The 23,750-nt window shown below is 44.6% G+C and carries 24 protein-coding genes and 4 pseudogenes; 13 read left to right on the top strand and 15 right to left on the bottom strand.

What is annotated here, in order from left to right; all coding sequences use genetic code 11:
- The first annotated feature begins 19 nt into the window (after positions 1-19).
- Together GQR42_RS03215 and GQR42_RS03210 are read left to right on the top strand one after the other, a co-directional pair.
- Positions 20-721 carry a DUF3120 domain-containing protein gene (locus tag GQR42_RS03215; protein WP_158198884.1) on the top strand — a complete coding sequence of 234 codons (702 nt, stop codon included), beginning with the start codon at positions 20-22 and terminating at the stop codon, positions 719-721.
- A 116-nt stretch (positions 722-837) separates the two neighbouring features.
- Positions 838-1,857 (top strand): FHA domain-containing protein, encoded by a 1,020-nt coding sequence (locus GQR42_RS03210; RefSeq protein WP_420372390.1) that lies wholly within the window; start codon positions 838-840, stop codon positions 1,855-1,857.
- Positions 1,858-1,873: 16 nt separating this feature from the next.
- Here the strand turns inward: GQR42_RS03210 and GQR42_RS28285 are convergent.
- From GQR42_RS28285 to GQR42_RS29380, 8 genes and pseudogenes are all read right to left on the bottom strand, one after another.
- Positions 1,874-3,214: pseudogene (locus GQR42_RS28285) on the bottom strand (RNA-guided endonuclease InsQ/TnpB family protein).
- Between the two features lie 219 nt (positions 3,215-3,433).
- Positions 3,434-4,426: a 30S ribosomal protein S1 gene (locus GQR42_RS03195; protein ID WP_158198883.1), complete on the bottom strand. Its 993-nt coding sequence runs from the start codon at positions 4,424-4,426 to the stop codon at positions 3,434-3,436.
- A gap of 453 nt (positions 4,427-4,879) precedes the next feature.
- Positions 4,880-5,395 (bottom strand): transcriptional regulator NrdR, encoded by a 516-nt coding sequence (gene nrdR, locus GQR42_RS03190; protein ID WP_158198882.1) that lies wholly within the window; start codon positions 5,393-5,395, stop codon positions 4,880-4,882.
- 127 nt (positions 5,396-5,522) lie between these two features.
- Positions 5,523-5,618: a photosystem II reaction center protein T gene (locus GQR42_RS03185; protein ID WP_071823417.1), complete on the bottom strand. Its 96-nt coding sequence runs from the start codon at positions 5,616-5,618 to the stop codon at positions 5,523-5,525.
- Between the two features lie 104 nt (positions 5,619-5,722).
- Positions 5,723-6,115 carry a 50S ribosomal protein L7/L12 gene (gene rplL, locus GQR42_RS03180; RefSeq protein ID WP_158198881.1) on the bottom strand — a complete coding sequence of 131 codons (393 nt, stop codon included), beginning with the start codon at positions 6,113-6,115 and terminating at the stop codon, positions 5,723-5,725.
- A 43-nt stretch (positions 6,116-6,158) separates the two neighbouring features.
- Entirely contained in the window at positions 6,159-6,707 is a 549-nt protein-coding gene (rplJ, locus tag GQR42_RS03175; RefSeq protein ID WP_002743152.1) for a 50S ribosomal protein L10, read from the bottom strand.
- Positions 6,708-6,947: 240 nt separating this feature from the next.
- Positions 6,948-7,214 (bottom strand): hypothetical protein, encoded by a 267-nt coding sequence (locus GQR42_RS28275; RefSeq protein WP_233271449.1) that lies wholly within the window; start codon positions 7,212-7,214, stop codon positions 6,948-6,950.
- A gap of 154 nt (positions 7,215-7,368) precedes the next feature.
- Positions 7,369-7,497, bottom strand: a pseudogene (locus tag GQR42_RS29380) (hypothetical protein); the annotation flags it as partial.
- Positions 7,498-7,570: 73 nt separating this feature from the next.
- Between GQR42_RS29380 and GQR42_RS03165 the strand changes: the two are divergent.
- The 4 genes and pseudogenes from GQR42_RS03165 (at position 7,571) to GQR42_RS03150 (ending at position 10,400) form a co-directional block, all read left to right on the top strand.
- A pseudogene (locus GQR42_RS03165) lies at positions 7,571-7,847 on the top strand (hypothetical protein).
- A gap of 33 nt (positions 7,848-7,880) precedes the next feature.
- A complete protein-coding gene (locus tag GQR42_RS03160; protein ID WP_158198879.1) occupies positions 7,881-9,524 on the top strand; it encodes an SUMF1/EgtB/PvdO family nonheme iron enzyme in 1,644 nt (547 codons plus the stop codon).
- 250 nt (positions 9,525-9,774) lie between these two features.
- The gene (locus GQR42_RS03155) at positions 9,775-10,068 is read left to right on the top strand and encodes a nucleotidyltransferase family protein (protein ID WP_158198878.1); all 294 of its coding nucleotides are present in this window, start codon (positions 9,775-9,777) and stop codon (positions 10,066-10,068) included.
- Complete coding sequence (locus GQR42_RS03150) at positions 10,065-10,400, top strand: HepT-like ribonuclease domain-containing protein (RefSeq protein ID WP_158198877.1); 336 nt, start codon at positions 10,065-10,067, stop codon at positions 10,398-10,400. Before GQR42_RS03155 ends, GQR42_RS03150 begins: the two co-directional genes overlap by 4 nt.
- Positions 10,401-10,453: 53 nt before the next feature.
- Here the strand turns inward: GQR42_RS03150 and GQR42_RS29375 are convergent, their stop codons facing one another.
- From GQR42_RS29375 to GQR42_RS03130, 4 genes are read right to left on the bottom strand one after another with little or no spacing between them, the layout of a single operon-like run.
- On the bottom strand, positions 10,454-10,708 hold the full coding sequence (locus tag GQR42_RS29375; RefSeq protein ID WP_257792660.1) for an Rpn family recombination-promoting nuclease/putative transposase: 255 nt from the start codon (positions 10,706-10,708) through the stop codon (positions 10,454-10,456).
- A 22-nt stretch (positions 10,709-10,730) separates the two neighbouring features.
- Positions 10,731-11,069 (bottom strand): type II toxin-antitoxin system PemK/MazF family toxin, encoded by a 339-nt coding sequence (locus GQR42_RS03140; protein WP_158198876.1) that lies wholly within the window; start codon positions 11,067-11,069, stop codon positions 10,731-10,733.
- Positions 11,047-11,232, bottom strand: a complete 186-nt coding sequence (locus GQR42_RS03135) for a hypothetical protein (protein WP_158198875.1) — start codon at positions 11,230-11,232, stop codon at positions 11,047-11,049. The genes GQR42_RS03140 and GQR42_RS03135 overlap by 23 nt, the downstream gene beginning before the upstream one ends.
- 40 nt (positions 11,233-11,272) lie before the next feature.
- Positions 11,273-11,776, bottom strand: a complete 504-nt coding sequence (locus GQR42_RS03130; protein WP_158198874.1) for a DUF29 domain-containing protein — start codon at positions 11,774-11,776, stop codon at positions 11,273-11,275.
- Between the two features lie 149 nt (positions 11,777-11,925).
- Between GQR42_RS03130 and purL the strand changes: the two genes are divergently transcribed.
- The 3 genes from purL to purF all read left to right on the top strand — a co-directional run bounded on the left by purL (position 11,926) and on the right by purF (position 15,944).
- Complete coding sequence (gene purL, locus GQR42_RS03125) at positions 11,926-14,196, top strand: phosphoribosylformylglycinamidine synthase subunit PurL (protein ID WP_158198873.1); 2,271 nt, start codon at positions 11,926-11,928, stop codon at positions 14,194-14,196.
- Positions 14,166-14,330, top strand: coding sequence for a hypothetical protein (locus GQR42_RS03120; protein WP_158198872.1), 165 nt, complete (start codon positions 14,166-14,168; stop codon positions 14,328-14,330). The genes purL and GQR42_RS03120 overlap by 31 nt, the downstream gene beginning before the upstream one ends.
- A gap of 150 nt (positions 14,331-14,480) precedes the next feature.
- The gene (gene purF / locus GQR42_RS03115; RefSeq protein ID WP_158198871.1) at positions 14,481-15,944 is read left to right on the top strand and encodes an amidophosphoribosyltransferase; all 1,464 of its coding nucleotides are present in this window, start codon (positions 14,481-14,483) and stop codon (positions 15,942-15,944) included.
- 8 nt (positions 15,945-15,952) lie between these two features.
- On the opposite strand, the gene GQR42_RS03110 is transcribed toward purF, so the two are convergent.
- Entirely contained in the window at positions 15,953-17,689 is a 1,737-nt protein-coding gene (locus GQR42_RS03110) for an ABC transporter ATP-binding protein (RefSeq protein WP_158198870.1), read from the bottom strand.
- Positions 17,690-18,406: 717 nt separating this feature from the next.
- On the opposite strand from GQR42_RS03110, the pseudogene GQR42_RS27410 reads away from it, so the two are divergent.
- From GQR42_RS27410 to GQR42_RS03095, 4 genes and pseudogenes are all read left to right on the top strand, one after another.
- A pseudogene (locus GQR42_RS27410) lies at positions 18,407-18,736 on the top strand (phycobilisome protein); the annotation flags it as partial.
- Between the two features lie 27 nt (positions 18,737-18,763).
- The gene (locus tag GQR42_RS27405) at positions 18,764-19,354 is read left to right on the top strand and encodes a PAP/fibrillin family protein (RefSeq protein ID WP_199273325.1); all 591 of its coding nucleotides are present in this window, start codon (positions 18,764-18,766) and stop codon (positions 19,352-19,354) included.
- 308 nt (positions 19,355-19,662) lie between these two features.
- Positions 19,663-20,319, top strand: a complete 657-nt coding sequence (locus tag GQR42_RS03100; protein WP_158198868.1) for a sigma-70 family RNA polymerase sigma factor — start codon at positions 19,663-19,665, stop codon at positions 20,317-20,319.
- Between the two features lie 113 nt (positions 20,320-20,432).
- A complete protein-coding gene (locus GQR42_RS03095; protein ID WP_158198867.1) occupies positions 20,433-20,984 on the top strand; it encodes an anti-sigma factor family protein in 552 nt (183 codons plus the stop codon).
- Between the two features lie 27 nt (positions 20,985-21,011).
- On the opposite strand, the gene tnpB is transcribed toward GQR42_RS03095, so the two are convergent.
- Positions 21,012-22,196, bottom strand: coding sequence for an IS200/IS605 family element RNA-guided endonuclease TnpB (tnpB, locus tag GQR42_RS03090; RefSeq protein ID WP_158198866.1), 1,185 nt, complete (start codon positions 22,194-22,196; stop codon positions 21,012-21,014).
- 84 nt (positions 22,197-22,280) lie between these two features.
- Positions 22,281-23,495 carry an acetate kinase gene (locus tag GQR42_RS03085; protein WP_158198865.1) on the bottom strand — a complete coding sequence of 405 codons (1,215 nt, stop codon included), beginning with the start codon at positions 23,493-23,495 and terminating at the stop codon, positions 22,281-22,283.
- Positions 23,496-23,750: the final 255 nt, after the last annotated feature.

The raw sequence follows: 23,750 nt of genomic DNA, 5'->3' as shown, positions 1-23,750 counted from the left end.
GTAACAATTCTGAAATCCTTTGCTCAACTCTACCCTAGTCCCCAGCAATCCCGATCGCCTGAAACCCCTAGTCCCTAACTGGGAAAAATGTCAATCCGTCTTTTGGACAGCAGCATTTCTGGTATCAGTCCCCGTGTTCGTGCAAGCGCCCCTAGTGCGCTACTATCCCGAAGTTAGCCTAGGTTTAACCGTTTTCTGGGTGGGGTTAGGGATTTGGCTGCTCAAACAAGCAAAAATAAGTCTTTGGGGGGATTTACTTTTGGGCTTTAGTTGGAGTTGGTTAGCCGGTTCTCTGTACTGGGGTTGGTGGCGTTGGGAACCCTTGATCCACCTTCCCATGGAAGCGATCGGGCTGCCCTTTGTTCTCTGGGGATTATGCAAAGGTCGCGGCAAAGTGGGCAATCTTTTCTATCTGGGTTCTTTGTTGGGAACCGCCATCACCGACTTATATTTCTATCTAACGGGACTAATTCCCTACTGGCGACAATTAATGACCGTGGAACTAGACCCCAACCTAGTATCGCCGATATTTCATAACGCTTTGGCCCAAATTCAGACCCCCTGGGGCATCAGTTGGGCGATCGTGCTGCTCAACCTGCTCTTAGCGATCGGTATCTATCCTTTGCAAAAACGGGTATGTCATTGGTGGGCATTTAGCGGAGCCGTATTGAGTACAATTTTAGTCGATGGTTTATTTTGGATTACCGCTTCTCTGGCCTAATGGTTTTCCAGGCTAATTCCCGTTTCCACCTATTCACTTAGACAGATGAAAATGTGCGGAATGGTTGGTATAAGATATGTAGTTACCCCCGTCTATCTATTGCCGCTTATGCACCCGTGGATATACTAGGACAAAATCCCTATCTACTGCTCTATACCGAGAAGGGACAGCGTTTTTTCCCTCTCGTCGGGAAATCTTACTGGACAATCGGAAGGGGCAAAGATAACGATATAGTGATTAAAGATCACTGTATCTCTCGCCATCACGCTATTTTACAATCCACGGACACAGGAGATTTTTATCTGATCGATCTCGGTAGTCTCAATGGAAGTTTTGTCAACGGCAGAAGGGTAGCCATTCCCGCGACTATTCATGACAAAGATCGGATCAGCTTTGGCAAAACCGAAGTGCAGTTCCATCGTCCTACTCCCACTAATATAGGCAAGCAAGCGCGCAATTTAGAATGGGATCCCCCCACCTCGGCCGTCCATGAACGGCGCTTAACATCGGTGATGGTGGTAGATATGCGGAATTTTACGGCTTTAACCCAGCAATTAGACGAAAAAGTGCTTTCTTCTCTGATTGGCAGTTGGTTTCGCCATGCTGGGAGTATTATCCGCAGTTCCGGCAGTTGGGTAGATAAATATATCGGTGATGCGATCATGGCCATCTGGTTTCACGGCCAACAGGAAATCAGTCAAGACGATATCCTGCAAATTTTCGAAGCAATTACGCAACTATACAACATGACCTGCGCTTTAAGCGAACAATATCCCTTACCCTTTAAATTACGCATCGGTGCGGCAGTGAATACTGGTTATGCCATGGTGGGCAATACTGGTAGTGGTGAACATCCAGATTATACGGCGATCGGAGATACAGTCAACGCCGCTTTTCGTTTAGAGTCGGCTACTCAAGAAATAGGTAAGGATTTAGCCATCGGAGCAACTACCTACCGTTATCTCATCGGTTTACCCCATCTCCACCAAGCTTTCGATCAACATACCGTCAGCCTGAAAGGATACGAGGATAACACCATTACCTACGGAACCACTTTTGATGACTTGAATCGTTTCCTCGATGCCAATAGTAGCGAGGAGATGACTGGAATTACAGGATTTATCGGCAGTGCCTGAAGATTGATTGACATCCTCACCGCCGTAAACGGACGGTGATGACCGGCAGATCGAACAAACTTAATTGAACGACCGACCGATGGGCTTCGGCCGTGAGATCAGCGTTCGACAAAAGCTCACGCCGAGGTCCGAACGGTTGACGCGACCCTTTAACAGAAGTCTTACGTTTTCCGACCCGTCCGTTTTTTGTGGTCTCCGATTGCCCACCGGCGACCTTGATATTAATTGCGGCGTTTACATCCCTATCATGGAAAGTCCCACAGAAAAGACATTCCCACTCGCGGATATTTAACGCCTTTTTCCCGCCAATATTCCCACAACAGGAACATCGTTGGCTAGTTGGCTCCCAGCTCGTAATTATCCGAAAATCACGCCCATATTTATCAGACTTTGCTGATAGCATATCTCGAAAAGAACGCCATCCTAAGTCTGATATAGCACGGGACAACTTCCGATTTTTAACCATTCCTGATGTGTTTAAATCCTCTAAAACTATCCTTTGATTCTCACGAACAATTTTATTGGACAGTTTCTGCAAAAAATCAGTGCGAGTGTCTTTAATTTTTGCATGAATTTTAGCTACTCGTTTTCTCGCTTTTTCCCGTCGGTTACTTCCTTTCTGTTTTCTAGAAAGGTTTTTCTGTGCCTTTCTTAGCCGTTTCAATCGTTTCTTTAAAGGCTTAGGATCGTCTATCTTTTCCCCTGTTGAAAGAGTCGAAAAAGTAGCAATCCCTAGTCAGTAATCAGTAACCAGTAATCAGTGAAAAGAAAGCTCCGAACTTGCCACTTGATAATACTAACGGAAAACTCAAACCTGATAACTGATAACTGATAACTACTAACTGATAACTACTAACGGAAAACTCAAACCTGATAACTGATAACTGATAACTGATAACTGATAACTGATAATGGACGGCTCCAAACGACTTTTAAATCACCAATTTTTGCTAAAGTAACGTGGTGTTGATTGACGGTAAAGCCATTATCGTTCGGTAAATCTCGCTGATTGTTTAGATTTACGTTTTTTAAATTTAGGAGGTTTTACTTTCTTTCCTTTTCTTTCTCCCTTACAAGATGCAAAAAAGTTAGAATAGGCTGTCTCTAAATCTCTCAAAGACTGTTGTAAAGGAATAGAAGAAACCTCAGTCAGCCAGACTTTTTCTGTTGTCTTTTTAATTTGAGTTAGTCTTTTGGACAACTCTGTATATTTCGGCTTTTTCTCTCCTTGTCGATAGAGTTCTTGGCAGTAAGCTAAGGTATCGTTCCAGACGACACGCACACACCCAAACAATTGAGACAAAAGCCTCTTTTGTTGGTTTGTTGGGTAAATCCGGTATTGATACCTTGCTTTCATTGGGTTAAAATCTGTGTGTCTGCATTCTATTGCAACTAGGTCTGCTAATTATGTCAAGTCATCTACGAAAAGAAAGACAATCTATAATCAGTGATCAGTAAACAGTAATCAGTGATCAGTAAACAGTAAAAAGACAGTAGGAAAATTCTATTTAATACTGCACAATTAAAAAATTACATCTGATAACTGATAACTGATAACTGATAACTGATAACTGACCTACTCCTCGGTAGCAGCGAGAACTAAATCTTCCTCCTCCAAGGCGGGGGGAACTTCGATTTCTGCGACTACTTCTGAGACAGTCCGTCCTTCGGCTTCCGCTAGACGTTTTTCTCGGTATTTAATCGCCATTTCTTCGGCTTTTTCAAACACTAACGGGCGATTTTTTAGCATATCTCCCGGTTCGGGTTCTAATTGTTTGGTCGAGAGGGAAATGCGACCTCTTTCGGCATCGAGATCGATAATCATCACTTTTAACTCATCATTGACATTGAAAACCGTGTGGGGGGTGTCAATGTGATCGTGAGAGATTTCGGAAATATGCAGTAAACCACTGACTCCACCGATATCGATGAAAGCACCGTAGGGCTTGATTCCGCGCACGGAACCGATTACCACCTGTCCCACGGCTAAACCGTTCATCTTGCCTTCCACTAAAGCGCGACGATGACTCAAGACGAGACGGTTGCGGTCTTCATCCACTTCCAAAAACTTTAAGGGCAATTCCTGACCGACTAAATCCTCTTTCGCCTCTCTGGTGCTAATGTGAGAACCGGGGATAAAGCCGCGGAGACCTTCAATTCTGACTAATGCCCCACCACGGTTAGTGGCAAAAACATTCGATCGCACGGTAGCATCTTCTTTTTGCAATTGACGCACCCGTTCCCAAGCGCGCATATATTCAATGCGACGGATCGACAGGGTTAGCTGTCCGTCTTCATTCTCGTCGGTAAGAATGAAAAATTCGCGAGTTTCGTTGGGTTGTAAAACTTCTTCGGGATTATCGACGCGGTTGATCGACATCTCCTGCACGGGGATAAAAGCGGCGGTTTTAGCACCGATATCGATGAGCGCTCCCCGGGGTTCCATGCTGAAAACAGTCCCGGCGACAACATCTCCTGGACTGAAATGATAATCGTATTTGTCTAGAAGGGCGGCAAAATCTTCATGGGTAAAGCCTATGTTTTTGTTTGCGGTTTTTTGGGTGGTCATGTACGTTGTTTGGGCCTCGGAATTTCCGTAGGTTTTTCCTCCTATGTGATGTACAGTTTCTAAACAAGGGATTTGTCTCCCAATTTAGTTTCTAGGCAGGGCCTAGGGGATGAACTGCCGCATCCAGCTTTCTTGGAGGCAATAGGCCTCAAGAATGACTTTTAAGAATCTAACCAGAGCTTGGACTTTAAAATAGCACAAGGGATCTCAATTATAACTGAATCGGGAACTATTTAGGGCTTGCTGAATAAATCTAAAAACATTGTTCGATAAGACTTTTAGACCTTTTTGAAATCCAAAAGTACCGCCTATTGGGGTGATCGGGGGGAAAATCCCTGGACTTTTTCCCTGAAAATTAGGTAATTGACCCCCTGAAAATGGGTAAAACCCTACACCCTACACCCTACACCCCACACCCTGCCCCCAGGAAAAACTTTTTGCCGCAAACCCTATTTAAGACGAGGTGATCACGCTGGCTTCTTCCACTTGAGACCAAGAAGGATGAGCGCGTTCGATTTCGGAGGATTGCAGCAGTGCTAAAGCGGCGATAAAGTCTCTAATTCCCTGAAAATTGCCGTAAACCGAAGCAAAGCGCACATAGGCCACTTCCGATTCTTGCCGGAGGTATTCTAGGACTAATTGACCGATCTCCTGACTTGTTACCTCCCGTTTTGAGTCTTGCTGCAGACGGGATTCGATATCATTGACGATCGCCTCTAATCTGAGGTGGGGAATGCCGGTTTTTTCGCAGGCGCGGACGATACCGCGCAGCAGTTTGGAGCGATGAAAAGATTCCCGTTTACCATCTTTTTTAATCACCGTGATCGGCACAAATTCGATGCGCTCGTAGGTGGTGAAGCGATGTTTACATTGTAAGCATTCACGACGACGACGAATGCTCTGACCGTTTTCGGAGGAACGGGACTCTAAAACGCGACTATCGGTATGCTGACAATTAGGACACTGCATAGGAGGCGCTCGGTGAGGGGAACCTTTAATTTAAGCCTTTAAATACGAAAACCAGAGCCGCTAACCTGCTTTTGACAAGCGGGCGGCTCGGGGAAGAAAATTATTAAGTTAAACGAAGTTAAGAAATTTACTTTTGAATCCGGGGAGGTTCCCGGAAGGCGATGGCGAAGAAAATTACCGCCAAAGCCATAGTTAAAACCAAAATGTAAGCGACGCTTTCCATGGTTGGACATCCTACAAGATTGCTATGACAATCCTATAGTATCAGGAAACGAGCCTTTCGGCCTGTCTGGGGATGTAGATTACATCCCCAGAATCAGTGTCAATCTATTTAACGCTAACTTTTGCCCCAGCGTCTTCCAGTTTTTTCTTGACGGCGGCGGCATCATCTTTGTTAGTGCCTTCTTTAACCGCTTTGGGAGCGGCTTCTACCAGGTCTTTCGCTTCTTTGAGTCCTAAACCGGTCAATTCGCGCACCACCTTGAGGATAGCAATTTTCTTGTCGGCGGGAACTTCTTCGAGAACGACGTTAAATTCGGTTTGTTCTTCCACAGCTTCGGCTGCGGCAGCCGGAGCGGCCCCGGGGGCAGCCATAATTATGCCACCAGTCGGAGCGGCGGCACTAACTCCGAAGGTTTCTTCGATACCTTTGACTAATTCCGCAGCTTCTAAGAGGGTAAGGGTTTTGAGTTTTTCTAAGATTTCAGCTACAACAGACATGGGTTAGACTCCTAATTGTTTTAAGTGATTGATTGACGCGGTGTTAAGCCGCTTCTTTTTCTTCTTGACGGGCCACGGCATCGACGGCACGGGCCAAAGATGCGGGAACTTCGTTGATGCTGCGGGCCAGTTTGGCGGCAATGGCGTTGATTGCTCCGGCGGCCTGAGCGATTAACTGTTCTTTCGACGGTAAATCAGCGATCGCTTTGATCTGATCTTCCGTCAACAGTTGACCTTTGGTCCCTTCTTTGAGGACACCGCCGCGCAATTCGGTTTTTTTGCTTTCTTTTTTGAACTCTTGATAGGCCTTGAAAGCTCCACCGATATCCTCTTTTACGAGCAGAAAGGCGGATGTTCCCGATAAAAGGCTTTTCATCGGTTCCCAGCCACTATCTTCAGCGATCGCCAAGCCCATCAAAGTATTTTTGGTGACTTTACAAATCGTTCCCGTGGGGCGCAATTTGCGGCGTAGATTGCTGATTTCGGCGACGGTTAAACCTTGATAGTCGATGACCATCGTTAATTGAGCTTCGCTAAGGGAGGTTTTTAATTCTTCTAGAATTACTCCCTTGCTTTCTCTGCTTCTCCCCATCCCTTGTTCACCTCCTGTATGCGGGGGATCGGTTCCAGAGGCACAAAAATAACCCCTTGTAGCGCCGGGGTTGAGTGGAGAGAATTCAGTTCAGGCACGACCAAGACAGAAAATATCTCTCTTTAGTCTTTTTGGCTGCTGTTTTCTCGCTTTGACCTCGGCAGGGTATTTAAGTTGTTTCGCACCTGCTGTCTTTGGCTTAAGCCAGTCCCTGACTATAACATTATTGCGGGGTTTATGTCAAGCGCTAGGAGGTAGCAGACACAGGGCGATCGCATACATAAAAACGATTTGACAGCAAACGCAATCGCTTTGAACCTTTCCTAATTCCCTTTGAGTTGTTTGTCTAACCTGTTCGATCTCTAATTCTAAAGCTTGTGCTATCTGTTCAACCTTCAATCCTAATGCCAATAAATGAGGAATAGAGGCTAATTTTGCCGCTAATTTACCTTCCTCTAAAGCTTCCTGATACACTTTAGTTTGTTTTAAATCGCTTAAACTAAACATCGCCTCTATGTCCTTTCTACTGACTTGAGGTAACTTATAAACCAAAATTGTCTCGATCAATTCTAAAAGTTCTTGCTGTTGTTTGACTGAGAGGTAATTCTTCTCTAATCCGTGGAATTAATTGTTTTCCCTGCTCGATCGCTGTTCCGGTTGGCGCTATAATTAACTGTAACATCGATCTTCCCAGCGATTCCTCTTCCCTTAATTCCTCGAGATAAAAACGTGAAATCCTGCCTGACTTGATTAACTTCTCTATAGCTTGGATTAAACATAGCAAAACCATTATTCCACACTGACAGCAAAGCTGAAAGCCTAGGTTAAAATAGAGAGACAAATGTTGCAACATAGTCTAACTAATGACAGTACAACACTCTCGCTACAACAAAGAAGAATTTGTCCGACGTGGACAGGAAATCTATCAGTCTCAGGTGCGTCACCAGGTTGAGAAGGACAATCATGGGAAGATTGTAGCTATTGATATCAAAACAGGTGCTTTTGAATCAGCAAAAGATATCCTCACAGCTTCCGAATCAACTTTTAACCCGATTGACCGATGCTCAAATTTGGTTCGTTAGAATCGGACATCGAGCAGTTGATCGAGTCGATTTGATTGGGGCGAATTTGCTGCAATGATTATAGGTAATGTTAAATCGTGGAGTTATTATCATGCTAGACCAAATGATGAAGATGTTAGAAGGACAACAAATAAACTCTTATCGTCTGAATAAGTTTATCGGTGCGGGGGGTTTTGGAGGTGTATTTCATGCCAGTGAAATAGTCAGAAATACATCGGTTCAAGAAGTGGCGATTAAAGTTATTCCCGAAAGTAGCGATGATAAATTAATTGAGTTACAAAATGCCAGAAAGTTAGAACATTCTAATTTAATTAAAGCTTATTCGGTGGGTCAATTTCGTTTTCTCAATAAGGAGATGCTTTATTTAGTGATGGAATTGGCACAGGGTAGCCTAGAAAATCACATTCAAAAAGGCGGTTTGTCATCAGGTGAGATTAAAAATATTACTGCTCAAGTCGCCCAAGGTTTAAATTATCTTCATAGTCAAAATAAAGTCCATCGAGATTTAAAACCGGGTAATATCCTGAGGGTTAATCAACAATACAAGTTAGCAGATTTTGGCTTAAGTAGAACTTTAAATAACAAAAGCCACACTCAATCGGTACACAATAGCGGGACAATTATTTATATGCCTCCCGAAGCCTTTAAAGGTGATATTTCACCAGCTTGGGATCTGTGGTCATTAGGTATTATGTTAATCGAAATGACCACTAATCAACTTCCCTATAAGTTTAATAATGATATTCACCAATTAATGGCAAAGGTGATGAATTGTGAGCTACAAATCCCTAGTTTACCGAAAGAGTTTAAACCAATTATTGAAGGGTGTTTGCAAAAAGATAGAAAACAAAGATGGACGGCACAACAGGTTTTAAATGCTTTACAACCTGTTCAACAAGCACAAGCAGCAGTCAGGATGCCTGTGTCACCAATACCCCCAATTGCTTCAGCTGCTCCATTTACCGAAAACCTACCCAATCGAGTCACACTAGAGATGGTAAGCTTACCAGCAGGTAAATTTACCATGGGTTCTTCTGAAAGTGATTACGAAAAGCCTCCACACCAAGTTAAAGTCAACAGTTTTGCCATTGGCAAATATCCCGTTACTCAAGCACAATATCAAGCAGTGATGGGAACAAATCCCTCTCTTTTTACAAATAATCCGCAAAATCCAGTAGAAAGGGTTAGTTGGAACGATGCTCAAGCTTTTTGTGAGAAATTGAGTCAAATAACCGGCAAAACCTATCGCCTACCCACAGAAGCGGAATGGGAATATGCTTGTCGTGCCGGAACAACTACTCGCTATTATTTCGGTGATGATGCGAGTGAATTAGGGGACTATGGGTGGTATGTAGACAATAGCGGCAAACAAGTGATTGATACGGATAGGATCTTGCAGGAAGTTGGCGGGGATTTGCATAAGTATCTCGAACGTCTAATCGCCAACAGCAACCAAACTCATCCTGTGGGCCAGAAAAAGCCCAATGCTTGGGGACTATATGACATGAGTGGCAATGTTTTCGAGTGGTGCGAAGATAATTGGCATGATAGCTATGAGAATGCGCCAAGGGATGGCAGTGCTTGGCTTACAAATAATCATGATTATCATATAGTGCGTGGGGGTTCTTGGATCGCTTCTCCAGGGTATTGCCGTTCCGCGTATCGCAGCTCCTACCTCGTTGGCATCCTCGGCACCCGCGGGTTTCGGGTGGTGTGTGTCTCCCCAGGACTTTAACCCTTTGTTCTTTTGCCTTTTTGCCCTTTGTCTCCCGCCTAGCGGCGGGTCGATTTTTTTTTGAGAAAATGGGGGTATAGCAAATAATGGGTTATTTAGGACGCTTTCAATTTTCAAACTCTTATCTGAACAGGGTTTCAGCGATGGATTGTCCTAAGCACCTTGGTCTTTGCTATAGTAATTATCAAAGCAATCTCAAAGCATCTAAGGAAGCTGTTTTCGACAAAATTTACCGCCAACTAAGTAGATCATGAAAATTGACGAATTACTCAAAAACAAACGAGAAAAAATCATTGCTATTGCTGCTAAACACGGCGCAAATAACGTGCGAATTTTTGGTTCTGTTGCACGGGGAGAAGCTGACGAAAAAAGCGATATTGATTTATTAATTGATTATTGTAGCGAACGTCGGAGTCCCTGGTTTCCTTTGCAGTTAATTCGAGAACTGGAAGCCTTGTTAGGCTGCAAAGTTGATATTGTTACCGAACAGGGACTTAAAGATAGAATCAGAGAGCGGGTAATTAAAGAAGCAATACCACTATGAGAGATGATACCGAGCGCCTGCGGGATATTTTAGAAGCAATTGAGCGTCTAGAAAAGTATGCTCGACAGGGAAAACCCGTGTTTGAACAACAAGAATTAATTCAAACTTGGATTGTCTATCATTTACAAATTATTGGTGAAGCAGCTAGAGCAACTTCTCAAGAATTTAAGGCAAGATATCCCGAAGTTCCTTGGCGAGATGCCAGGGATCTAAGAAACTTAACTATTCATGAATATTTTCGTATTGATCTAGAGATTATTTGGGATATTGTTGAAAATGATATTCCTCCTCTAAAAAGACAAATCGAAGCTATTTTACAGGAATTTATTTGACGAAACCCAACCCAATTACTTAAATGTCTGGTTTCACTATCGTTTAACCCCACCTACTTTATTCTTCGATTTACTTGATAGCTACTGGCAAAATCTGAAACCCTTGGTAGGGACAATTCATGAATTGTCCCTACGTCTTTTTCGGAGATGTCTAATGATTTTCCTTGCTCGATCGCTCTTGCGGTTGGTGCTACAATTAATTGTAACATCGATATTCCCAGAGATTCCACTTCCCTTAATTCCTCGAGATAAAAACGTAAAATCCTGCCTGAGTTGATTAACTCCCCATAACGAGTTGATACAAATATCCTATTATTTTTCTTAATTTAATTATTCGTGGGAAGTCTCCATCAAATCCAAAGCAAATAGCAAAGCTTGTTTAATTTTACGCATATTTTCCTCGGTAAGTTCGCCCAGTTTTCGTTCCAGTCTCACCGATGAAATAGAACCTAATCCTTGTATATTTGCTACCGAACCTGTTCGTAGAAACCTCACCGCAGACAATTCCACCTCGTAGTTAGTACCCCGATTTTGTGTGGTTATAGGGATGTAGAGAACTAAGGCCCTTGGTGGGTTGGGGTCAAGACGAGATACTATTACAACAGGTCGCGTTTTGGCAGCCAGTCCTAAATCAACTAGCCACACTTCACCAGGTTTCGGGTTCGTCAATTATATCTAATACCTCCTGCTCAACCAATCTAGAACGGAGAAGTTCTAACGCGTCTTGGTCTGCTAATTCCATAATCTCGACAAGATAACGTCGCACCTGTTCAACAGTTGCCGGTTGCCATTGACGCAGTTTAATTTCCAGTTCTTGAATCAGGGCATCCATATTTTAGTTTTGAAAGCATTTATTATCAGGATAACATGGTCTAAGTAAAAGGAAAATCGTCAAAGTAATGATCGATATCAATCGGGAACCACTCCCCGTCTAATACCTGTTCGAGGGAGAAAGGAGGCTCGACAGGAATCGCGTCGCCAGTGACGGTTTTCGCTTGTATTAGGGTTTTCCGAGCGTTCGAGTAGGCTTTTTGAAAATAATCCCGCGCGTGGTTGGTGAGAGTAGTGGTTTCTAGCCACTCTCCTAGTTGAGTTCGGAAACTGGCAATTTCTCCTACCCAGTGACAGACGTTGCGTTCTCGCTCCCGTTCCGATTTGTGATAAGCTAACTTAGACAGGTGTTCGATCAGCCTAGTTAATAAACTCTCTACAGCCCTTCTGTCACTTTTACCCATGCACTCCACTTCCTCGATCAGATTTTCCCAGTCCACGTCATCAAACTTTTTTAGCTTTAAAAGTTCGGCGGTTTTGGAAGCCCAAAGAACAAAATCCTGATCGTATAATGCTTTCATTGATAAAGCTGTTTCTACTGCCATAGTTTCGTTCCAACTCCTAATAAAACTATTTCTTTAGCTTAACTTTAACTAGCGCAAACCCTTTTAACTTTTTTATCTTTTACTAAATATTATAACTCGATCTGATCAGACGTTATACAATAAATCTTGTCCCTTGATCCCATTGTCCCATGACTACCCCCTTCACTGCCGCAGAAATTGCCTCAGAAGGCATCAAACCCGAAGAATACGAAGACATAGTCAAAAGACTGGGAAGACACCCCAACAAAGCCGAATTAGGAATGTTTGGCGTGATGTGGTCGGAACACTGTTGTTATAAAAACTCCCGGCCGCTGCTCAAACAATTCCCCACCACTGGCGAAAAAATTCTCGTCGGACCGGGGGAAAATGCCGGAGTAGTGGATTTAGGCGATGGATTGCGATTAGCCTTTAAAATCGAGTCCCATAATCACCCTTCCGCAGTGGAACCCTTTCAAGGTGCCGCTACCGGAGTCGGAGGCATCCTGCGGGATATTTTTACCATGGGGGCCCGTCCCATTGCTATCCTCAACTCCCTCCGTTTTGGTAACTTGGAAGATGCCCGCAATCGTCGCATTTTTGCCGGAGTCGTGGAAGGGATAAGTCATTATGGCAATAGTGTGGGCGTTCCCACGGTGGGCGGTGAGATATACTTCGATAATGCCTACAATGGCAATCCCCTCGTTAATGCCATGGCTTTAGGGCTAATGGAAACCGAAGAAATCGTTAAATCCGGGGCAAAAGGACTGGGAAATCCAGTTTTATACGTTGGTTCTACCACCGGTCGCGACGGTATGGGAGGGGCAAGTTTTGCCAGCGCCGAATTAACCGATAAATCTATGGATGACCGGCCCGCGGTGCAAGTGGGCGACCCTTTTCTGGAAAAATCCCTGATAGAAGCTTGTTTAGAGGCATTTAAGACCGGCGCGGTGGTGGCGGCCCAGGATATGGGGGCCGCAGGGATCACCTGTTCTACTTCCGAGATGGCGGCCAAGGGAGGGGTGGGAATTGAATTAGACCTCGATAAAATCCCCGTCCGAGAAACCGGGATGGTTCCCTACGAATATCTGCTATCGGAATCCCAAGAAAGAATGTTATTTGTGGCCGAATCGGGACGAGAAGGCGAATTAATCGAGATTTTCCATCGTTGGGGACTTCAGGCTGTGGTAGCTGGCACTGTTATCGCTGAACCGATCGTGCGTATATTATTTAAAGGGGAAATTGCCGCCGAAATTCCTGCCACGGCCCTAGCGGATAACACTCCGATTTATCATCGGGAATTACTAACAGAACCGCCAGAATACGCCCAAAAAGCTCAATTATGGGAAGATAGCACGATTCCTATTCCCGAATCCTATAACGAGATTTTATTAAAACTGCTCGATAGTCCCTCGATTGCCTCAAAACGCTGGGTTTATCGTCAATATGATCATCAAGTCCAGAATAACACCGTTATTCTCCCCGGAGGGGCCGATGCGGCCGTGATTCGCGTGCGTCCTCTAGGTGCTAATCCCGCAAATTCTCGGCGAGGTGTAGCGGCGACTACAGATTGTAATCCGCGATATGTTTATCTTGATCCCTATAACGGAGCTAAGTTGGCCGTGGTAGAAGCGGCCAGAAACCTTAGCTGTGTTGGTGCTGACCCCATTGCTGTCACGGATAATCTCAATTTCGGCAGTCCAGAAAATTCAATCGGTTATTGGCAATTAGCTACTGCTTGTCAGGGTATTGCCGAAGCTTGTCGGGAAATGAATACACCAGTGACTGGGGGTAATGTCTCTTTGTACAACGAAACCGTTGACGCAGCTGGCAGCCCCCAGTCTATTTATCCGACTCCCGTGATTGGTATGGTGGGATTAGTGCCGGATATCGGGCAAATTTGCGGCCAAGGTTGGCAAAAAGCGGGGGATTTAATCTATATTTTGGGTTTTTCCTTGCCAACTATCGGCGCTTCCGAATATTTAGCCGTTATTCACGGTTTGGTGACGGGAAAACCGCCGGTAATTGATTTTGAATTAGAAAGAAAGGTACAAGCAGCCTGTCGTCGGGGAATTCGCGCCGGTTGGGTGAAATCTGCCCACGATTGCGCGGAGGGAGGTTTAGCCATTGCCCTGGCAGAATGCTGTATTAGTGGCCAATTAGGGGCGGAAATTGACCTTTCTTGGCAGCATCAAGGCCGTTTTGACGCGGTGTTATTCGGGGAATTAGCTAGTTGCATTATTGTCTCCGTTTCCTCCGAAAATCAGCAAGATTGGGAAGAATACCTAAAGACACAATTGGGAGACTATTGGCAAATAACCGGCAAGGTTAGCGAAAAAAGCGATAATCTTTTAATTCTTGACCGGAATAAACAACCGGCGATCGATGTTAGTCTAGAAACTATACAGCAAGTTTGGTCAAAAGCGATCGAAAGAAGGCTTTAGGGAAGGAAACAGGAGTCGGTCGTTGGGAGTGGGGAAATGGGGAAATGGGGAAATGGGGAAATGGGGAAATGGGGAAATGGGGAATTTCAGCTAAAACCCTAACACCCCAAAACCCTAACACCCCAAAACCCTAACACCCTAAAACCCCAAAACCCTAACACCCCAAAACCCCAAAATCCAACACCTAATAACTGTTCTCAAATCACCATAGAAGAAAGTGTTAAAAAGAGATTAAGATAAGTTAATATTTTGTATCAAAAGTAGCCCCAAACCCCAGTCCTCTCATGTTTAGCCATCCCGACTCATCCCTATCCCTGAACCGCGTCGATAAGCCTGAAGAAGCCTGTGGAGTTTTTGGACTCTATGCCCCCGAGCAAGAAGTAGCAAAACTGACCTATTTTGGACTTTATGCCCTGCAACACCGAGGACAGGAATCGGCAGGTATTGCCACCTACGACGGGGAAACGGTGCATTGTTACAAAGAAATGGGCTTAGTTTCCCAAGTTTTTAACGAAACTGTCCTTAAAACCTTGCCCGGTACTCACGCCGTCGGTCATACTCGTTACTCTACCACCGGTTCTAGCCGTCGGGCCAATGCCCAACCTGCTGTGATCGAAACCCGTTTGGGTAAACTTTCCCTAGCACATAATGGCAATTTAGTCAATACTTTTGAGTTAAGAAATGTATTAGAAAAGCGCGGTTGTGATCTCGTCACCACCACCGACTCGGAAATGATTGCCGTCGCTATCGGCCAGGAAGTGGATAGTGGCAAGGATTGGATAGAAGCGGCGATCGATGCCTTTAGCTATTGTAGCGGGGCCTACAGCCTTGTTATCGGCACACCGACGGGAATTATCGGGGCGCGGGATCCCAATGGTGTCAGACCGTTAGTAATTGGGGTTTTGCAAGAAGAGGGCAATCCCCCTCGTTATGTTTTAGCTTCGGAAACCTGCGGATTAGATATTATTGGGGCCGATTATCTGCGGGATGTGCAGCCGGGGGAATTAGTTTGGATTAGTGAAGATGGCTTATCTTCAGTGGATTGGGCCATGAAACCGGAGAAAAAATTATGCGTTTTCGAGATGATTTATTTTGCTCGTCCCGATAGTATTGTCCACGAGGAATCTTTATATACTTATCGGGTACGTTTGGGGGAACAATTAGCCAAAGAGTCACCGGTAGAAGCGGATATGGTGATGGGAGTTCCCGATTCGGGTATTCCGGCTGCGATCGGATTTTCGCGCATTTCTGATATTCCCTACGCGGAAGGATTGATTAAAAATCGTTATGTGGGACGAACTTTTATTCAACCAACTCAACACATGAGAGAGTCGGGAATTAAGATGAAATTGAATCCTTTAAAGGATGTTTTACAGGGAAAAAGAGTTATTATTGTTGATGATTCGATCGTGCGGGGAACCACTAGCCGGAAATTAGTTAAAGCTTTACGCGATGCTGGTGCAAGAGAAGTTCACATGAGAATATCTTCACCTCCGGTGACTCATCCTTGTTTTTATGGCATTGATACGGATAACCAAGAGCAATTAATTGCGGCAACTAAATCGGTGGCGGAAATTCAGGCACAAATCGGGGTGGATAGTTTAGCTTATCTCAGTCACGATGGAATGTTAACAGCAACGAAGGAAGATCCGAAAACCTTCTGTACTGCCTGTTTTAATGGTGATTATCCGATTCCTGTACCCGATAATGTTAAGCGATCGAAGTTGATTTTAGAAACAGTTAAATGACCTCACTGCTAAATCCTCTGAAAACAATCGGCAATTTCTTGGGGAGTTAAAAGAGAATTAGGATAACCGGAAAGTTGTCCTAATTTTTGTGCTAATAAAACTGCTTGGGGTGGAGTTAGATAGGTTTTGGCTAAGAGATCGGTTTGATGATAAGCTTGCCGGATTGGGGCATCTAAAAGGATAGTTCCTTGACCCATGATAATTACTCTTTCGGCGTATTCTGGCATTAAATAGAGGTGATGGGTGATCACAATCACCGTTTTGCCCATCTGGTGTAATTGACGACTCACCTCTAAAATTGCCTTAGCTCCTTGGTAATCTTGGCCTGTAGTGGGTTCATCGAAAACAACTATGCGCGGTTCCATGGCTAAAATTGCCGCAATCACTACCCGCGCTCGATCGCCTTTCGGTAAGGAGAGAGGATGATAGGATCGATATTCTAGTAATCCCATGGCTTCTAGACTTGCTTCCGTGCGTTGGATAATGATTTCTGGAGAATAACCGAGATTAGTCAGGGCAAATGATACTTCTTTCTCCACAGTGGTGTTAAAAATCTGATTATCGGGATTTTGGGCTACATAACCGATCGATCGGGCTAAATCACTGACAGAAAAGCTACTGGTCGCAACGCGCTCGCTACGCGAGATCGAACGTCCATCAATCATAACTTGACCGGTGGTCGCCGAGAGAAGATTGAGAAAATGCTTGACTAAAGTGCTTTTTCCTGCGCCATTTTGACCGATAATCAGCAGATATTCCCCTTCGGCAATATCGAGGGACACATTCCGCAGGGCGGTAGTACCATCGGGATAGGTATGGCAGAGATTTTTTACCCTCAGTATGGGGTTTAAGGGGTCAAAAACCGACGATAAGGGAGGGGTTGTGGTGACATGATAAAAGGATTTAAGCTCGTTTAAACGGGCAAAACCGCGGTCTAGGGTGACAGGAATTGATTCGACCGCCCCGATTTTCTGCTCGATCAAGGCAAAAGTAGTGGCCACCTGCGGGGGACGCAGGGCATTTTCCTGTAAAAGTTGTACTTGGGAGTAGATCTCTGCTGGGGTTCCCATAGCTTCGATCGCACCATCCCTTAATAGTACCAGGCGATCGGCATATTCGGCCATTTCCTCGGCCGCATGGGAGACCATCACAATAGTGACCCCGAGATGGCGATTTAATTCCTTAATGGTGGCGAAAACTTCCTGGGATCCCACCGGATCCAGTTGGGAGGTGGGTTCATCGAGAATTAACAAAGCGGGCTGAACTGCGAGGGCAGCTGCGATCGCTAATCGTTGTTTTTGTCCTCCCGATAGTTCCCCCGGGGATTTTTTTTCCATTCCCTCTAACCGTACTGCCGCTAAAACTTTGGGAATACGCGCTTTAATTTCCTCTCGCGGTAGCCGTAAATTTTCTAGGGTAAAAGCGATTTCATTTTCTATAGAAGTGGCTAAAAGTTGCGTTTCGGGATCTTCAAATACTGCCCCCACATAGCGGGCCAAGGTGCTAACGGGATGGGTTAAAGTGTCTAAACCGGCTACTGTTGCATAACCAAAAAAACGCCCTCCGTAAAATTGGGGGACAATACCGTTAAGAGTTAAACAGAGAGTAGTTTTTCCCGCACCTGTGGGCCCGATAATACCTAAAAATTCTCCTCGATGAATTGCCAAAGAGATATTTTTAAGCACTAGATTGGAGGATTCGGGATAAATATAGGAAACTTTCTCTAATTGGGCGATGATTTCCATTATTGGTGGGGAATAGAAGACGGGAGTGGGGTAGATAGGGAGATATTTGGCGTTGCTGGTTTGAGATATGAATCTTCTTTTCTGGTATTTTTAAAACCTAGAGCCAAACTAACTTTTGCCCGGGAACCTGCACAGTTGGCATTCATACCTTGATTCAGCAACGCCCTCCGATTTTTCTTTTTCTTGGCTTTTCCCTGTTGTCTGCTTCCGCCAAATACACCTGTTCAAATTTCTCTAACAAGGTCTCAAACGCTCTTCTATTGAGTCCTGTGGTCGCTCTCAAGAGTCTATCTTGATGCAAGATTCTGCCAATGTTCAGCATTCAAGGGGATATCCAATCATTGTTTCTTCCCCATTATTCCACTATAGCGCTTTTCACGTTACTGAGGTATCGACAAGTTTTGCCAACAAGGGGCTTAAGCCCCTTGCTCATGCCTCATTCTGATGAAAACTGCTAAGTATCTAAGCACAATTAATTACACATCTAAGCCACTACTCCGTCAGACTGCTGCTGTGATCAGTAAACAGTGAACTGAAAACTCAAATCCGATCCCTAATAGCTGTCTTGTGAGTCTTGTGAGTCTTGTGAGTCTTGTGAGTCTTGTGAGTCTCGACTAGGAAATTAATTTTGCACGACTACTTATATTACGCAACAAGTCTATTGTTTATGCTAAAAGTGATCTTGACTGCCTAACCCGACCCAACGGAGAGCGCTCGATGCCTTTGAGTGAGCGCGCCTGGCAATTAATCCCAAAAGCGAGAATCATCAGTTGCGCTCATTGGCCCTATCAGCCAACAGCGATCGCTATTTGGCAACAAGCGGATGATCTAAATCGCTATCTCAGCGATACCGATTTAGATACTATCGTCAATTTAGAGCTTGATTTACTTGTTTATAGTCAACAAGCTCGAAAACTGCGGGATAATGCTAATAGTATCGTCGATAACGCTCGTCAGACTGTCTTAAGCCAATTTTATACCATTCTTCAACCTGGAGGCGATCTTTATCCACCCTACCGCGCCGAAGCTTGTTGGCGTGATTTCTGGAACTTTTTACAAAATAAGAGAGATTCTATGGATGCCAAAGCGAAATTATTAGAATTGATCGCTGGTAGAAATCGCGGACTCCTAGCCACGGAAAGCGACCGCGTGCAGATTTTAGCGGCGATCGAACAATTGGAGGATCACAATCCCCATCCTCATCCCCTCGAAGTTAAACAACTATTAGGGGGCAATTGGCGTTTACTATTCACCAGCAGCCGCGGCCTTCTGGGACTAGATCGCCTTCCTTTTTTTCAATTAGGGCAAATTTATCAATATCTCGACCTGAACAAGGCCAAACTCTACAATATCGCTGAAATTATCGGCGTACCTTGGCTAGAAGGGGCAGTAATCGTCTCCGCTACCTTTGAACCCACATCCGAGCGTCGGGTGATGGTCAAATTTGAGCGCTCGATCCTCGGTCTGCAACGTCTTCTCAATTATCATTCTCCCCAAGAATTTATTGAAGCGATCGAAAGTGGCAAAAAATTTCCTCCCCTCGATTTTTCTGTGAATAATCGCCAACAAACAGGTTGGCTCGATATCACCTATCTCGATGAAGATCTCCGCATCGGCCGCGGCAGCGAGGGCAGCGTATTTATTCTCGCTAGGGAAAAAACCTAACTTAAGAGCCGTCAGTAGTCAGTCGTCAGGAGTCAGGAGTTGAGAGTTGGGGTTTTAGGGAGTTGGGGTTTTAGGGTTTTGGGGTATTAGTTGAAATTCCCCTATCTCCCCACTCCCCCATTTCCTCATTTCCCCACACCCCACAACCCACAACCCACACCCCACTTGCTCCCCCAGATGAATGCCCCGCTCGGTTCGATCGGTTAGAATCAAAATATGGGAAAAAAATTATTGATTTTCGGGAACCTTTGCTGACTTCTCCCGTCCTCAAGCTCTGAGTGAGGAGTTTATACCCTTGAGGAAATCCCATGAGTCAATCGATTCCAGCATCTTGGTCACTTGAGGCCAAAAAGTCTCAAAACCCCGTGTCCCCTGACAAACTCTCCAACTACGATCTGATTACACGCTGTCAGGAAGGGTGTCAGCCCGATCGGGCAGCTTTTGCGGAACTGCTGCGGCGCTATCAGGCTCATATTGATAAATTACTCTATCATTTGGCTCCCGATTGGCAAGATCGCGCTGATTTGGCTCAAGAGGTCTGGATTCGCGTCTATCGCAATATTAACCGTCTCCATGAACCCCTCAAGTTCCGCGGTTGGTTAAGTCGCATTGCTACTAATCTTTTTTACGACGAATTGCGGAAACGCAAGCGGGTTAATCACCCCATTTCTCTCGATGCTCCCCGGCGCGTGGAAGATGGCGAAATCGATTGGGATATCGAGTCCGATTACCCCAGTCCCGATGAACATCTCACCACCCACGAATTCTACGATCAATTACAGGCGGCGATCGCTGATTTACCAGAAGCTTTTCGGACAACTATTATTCTCCGAGAAATTGAAGGTATGGCCTACGAAGAAATTGCCGAGATCACGGAAGTTTCTTTAGGAACTGTTAAATCTCGCATTGCTCGCGCTCGCGCTAAATTACAATCTGTTTTACAGCCCTATTTTACGGAAGGCTAAAGAAAATTGTGGTGATTCGGCACTAACGGCCGAAGTGAGGAGTCGTTAAAGTTAACTAGCTCCGTGCTGGTGAAAAGTGATTGCATACCGATCGCTTCTGGTCGAGGTCAACCATGAATAATTATCAACCCGAAGACGTTCAATGGATAAAGTCTTTGTTACGTCACGATGACAGCGATTCCAACTCCGCAACCGAGGATATTTTGTTCTTAGATGAGGATAACGAAGAAGCTCATCGTTTCGATTTAATTAGCGCCTATATTGATAACGAAGTAACGGTAGAGGAAAGGAAGCTAGTTCAGCATTGGTTAGACCATGATGCTGCTGCTAAAAAACTCTATCGGCAGCTCTTGGGATTACAAACTAATTTAAGGCAGATTCCCGTACCGGCTACTATTGCCAGCGACCGATTGGCAGAACAGGTGTTCAGAAAAGTCGATGGTCAGCGTCGTCGGCAATATTATGTTTATGGTGGCGCAATTTTCACCGCTATTGCGATCGCTGTTGGTTCCTACTTCGTCTCCGAACGCAATGATCCCCTCTCCCAAATGGCGAGCAGTCCGAGCAGTATTAGCCAAGAGGGAGACCATTTGATGATTGCTCTTAACCATCCGATTATGGAGATTCCCGCAGCGGAACTGCCAAAAGAGAATGGCCCAAGGTAAGATCTATTGAGTTGACACTCCCGTTGCCTAAAGGCGTGGGGATTCTTCATTCACGGGGAGATGCCTGGCAAAAGCAGTGCCTTTACTTGGTCTTACTCTCCCTCCAGAAGCAGTAGCGGTATGCCCTACCGCCAAAATTCGTAAACCTTCATCTCGAATATTCTTAGCGGCATTGATGTCTCTATCGTGGGTTTCTCTACACTTAGGACATTGCCAACTACGAATATCTAAGCTTAAACTATCAACACAATTTAAGCAGTTACTACAAGTCTTAGAGCTAGGAAAGAATCTATCTACTTCCATATAGATTTTTCCTTCCCATTCAGCTTTGTATTTTAACATGGTACAGAATTGACCCCAACCAACATCACTAATTGATTTGGCTAGTTTAGGGTTTTTGACCATGTTTCTGACTGCCAGATTTTCTACCACTATGACTTGGTTTTTGTCAACTAATTTACGACTTAGTTTGTGCAGAAAATCTTCACGACAACGAACGATTTTAGAGTGAACTTTAGCCACTTTAACTCTAGCTTTATTTCGGTTGTTAGACCCTTTTTGCTGGCGACTAAGTTTCTTTTGTCTCCTCGCTAATCTTTGTTCGTACTTACGATAGTATTTAGGATTCCCGTGTTTAGTCCCATCTGATGTAATAGCAAAATGGGTTAGTCCAACATCTATCCCGATAGCTTTTCCTTCTGATGATTTTTGGGGTAAATCCTTGCCATCATCATAGAGACAAGATGCGAAATATTCTCCCGATGGATTAACTGAAACCGTAACAGACTTTAAGTTTCCCTCTGGTTGCCGTGAAACCTTGCAATAGACTTCACCAATTTTAGGCAATACCAGAACATCATTTTTTAACTTACAGTGCTGAGGAAATCTAATCGACTGCCTATTTTGCTTTTTCTTGAAGTTAGGATATTTAGCTCTACCTTCAAAAAAGTTAAGGAAAGCACTAGAAAGATTTAAAGCTGCTTGTTGTAATACCTGCGATGGTACTTCGCTTAACCACTCATACTCTTTTTTTAGGGAAGGCAGCAGCTTAATTATTTCGTCTCTGCTTAATCCTTTTCCAGTTTGCTTGTAAGTTTCAGATGTTAAGTTTAGAGCGTAATTGTAAAACCATCTAGCACAGCCAAACGACTTGGCAAGCAAAACTGATTGCTCACTGGTCGGATAGATTCTGTACTTGAATGCTTTTAACATCTTACTTACCAAACTAGATTTACTATGGTAAGCTATTTAGCTAGAAATGTCAAGCCGTCCTCCGCTACGCTAAAGGACGGGGTTTTAGACCCAAATTTTCGATAAATGCCAGCATTCTCGTGCGATCGCCCAATCTTCCGCCGTAGCAATTACCATCACGCGTACTTTAGATGTCTCGGTGGCGATATCCTCATCCCGGGGACGAGCGGCATTTTTAGCCAAATCTAACTCTAAACCCAAAAAAGACCAGCCTTGACTGGCTTTTTCCCGTACTAAAGCTGAATTTTCGCCGATTCCTGCCGTAAATACTAACACATCTAACCCCTCTAGAGAAGCGATCATCGATCCGATTAAACTTTTCAGACGATGAATATACATCTCAAATGCTAATTTTGCCCTCTCGTTGCCTTCGGCCATCGCCGTGGTAATTGCCCGCATATCCCCAGAAATACCCGAAATTCCCTTTAAACCCGATTCTTTATTGAGTAAACTATTTAAACTCTCGGGATTGTATTGATATTCTCGCTCTAGATAAATCAGAATCCCTGGATCGATCGAACCGCTGCGGGTTCCCATCATCAATCCCTCTAGAGGAGTAAATCCCATAGTAGTATCAATACTTTTACCCCCCTTGACTGCCGATAGGGAAGCGCCATTTCCCAGATGACAGATCACCATTTTCAAGGATTCTAGGGGTTTTCCTAACAATTCGGCGGCCCGTTGGGAGCAGTACTGATGACTGGTGCCATGGAAACCATAGCGACGGATTCCCAGTTCACTCCATTGGTAGGGAATGGGATAAAGAGAAGACTCGGGAGGGATAGAACGATGAAAAGCGGTGTCAAACACTGCTACTTGAGGAACATCGCCGAAAACTTGCTCGATCACTTCAATTCCTTCTAAATGAGCGGGATTATGGCTAGGAGCAAGGGGAATCAGCTTTTTAATCGTTTCTTTGACTTGGGGAGTGATCATGGTTGCCTGGGAATATTCCGTGCCACCATGGACAACTCGATGACCGACTATACTAATGTCTGCGAGGTTGACTACTACCTTAGTTGCTCCAGTTACTAAGGTATCTAACATCCGCGCAATTGCCGCCGGACGATCCTGACTAGAAAGATTAATTTCCTGTTTAATTCCCTGAGCTTTTACTGTTAAAACCCCGTAATCAGGGTTAACTGTCCAATCGATCCCCGCTGCCCAAATTGGTTGGGGAGGATGGGAGGGGAGAAGATCTAAATCGTATAAACAACTTTTTTGACTGCTCGATCCCGCATTTAAGACCAGAATTTTCATAGAAAAGCTCAATTAGGAGAAGGCCTATACCGATCATAATCAAACTCAGGTTAAGCCTAGATAAAATCGCTGACTTTTCGGGTTTTTCTTCCAGAAAATTTTATCTGGCTGTCATCACCCCTCCCTGACTCGGGCAATATTACAAAACTTTATCAAAAAAAAGTCAAAATAGAGCCTCTAGGGTTATAAAATACAAGAATGCCCCTTGTGAAATTGATCCAAGAAGCTACCTCTGATGCAAGTTAAGGCCTCTAC

The sequence above is a fragment of the Microcystis aeruginosa FD4 genome (genome assembly GCF_009792235.1).
GTDB classification, from domain to species: domain Bacteria; phylum Cyanobacteriota; class Cyanobacteriia; order Cyanobacteriales; family Microcystaceae; genus Microcystis; species Microcystis viridis.
This window is presented reverse-complemented; position numbering and strand designations above follow the sequence as displayed.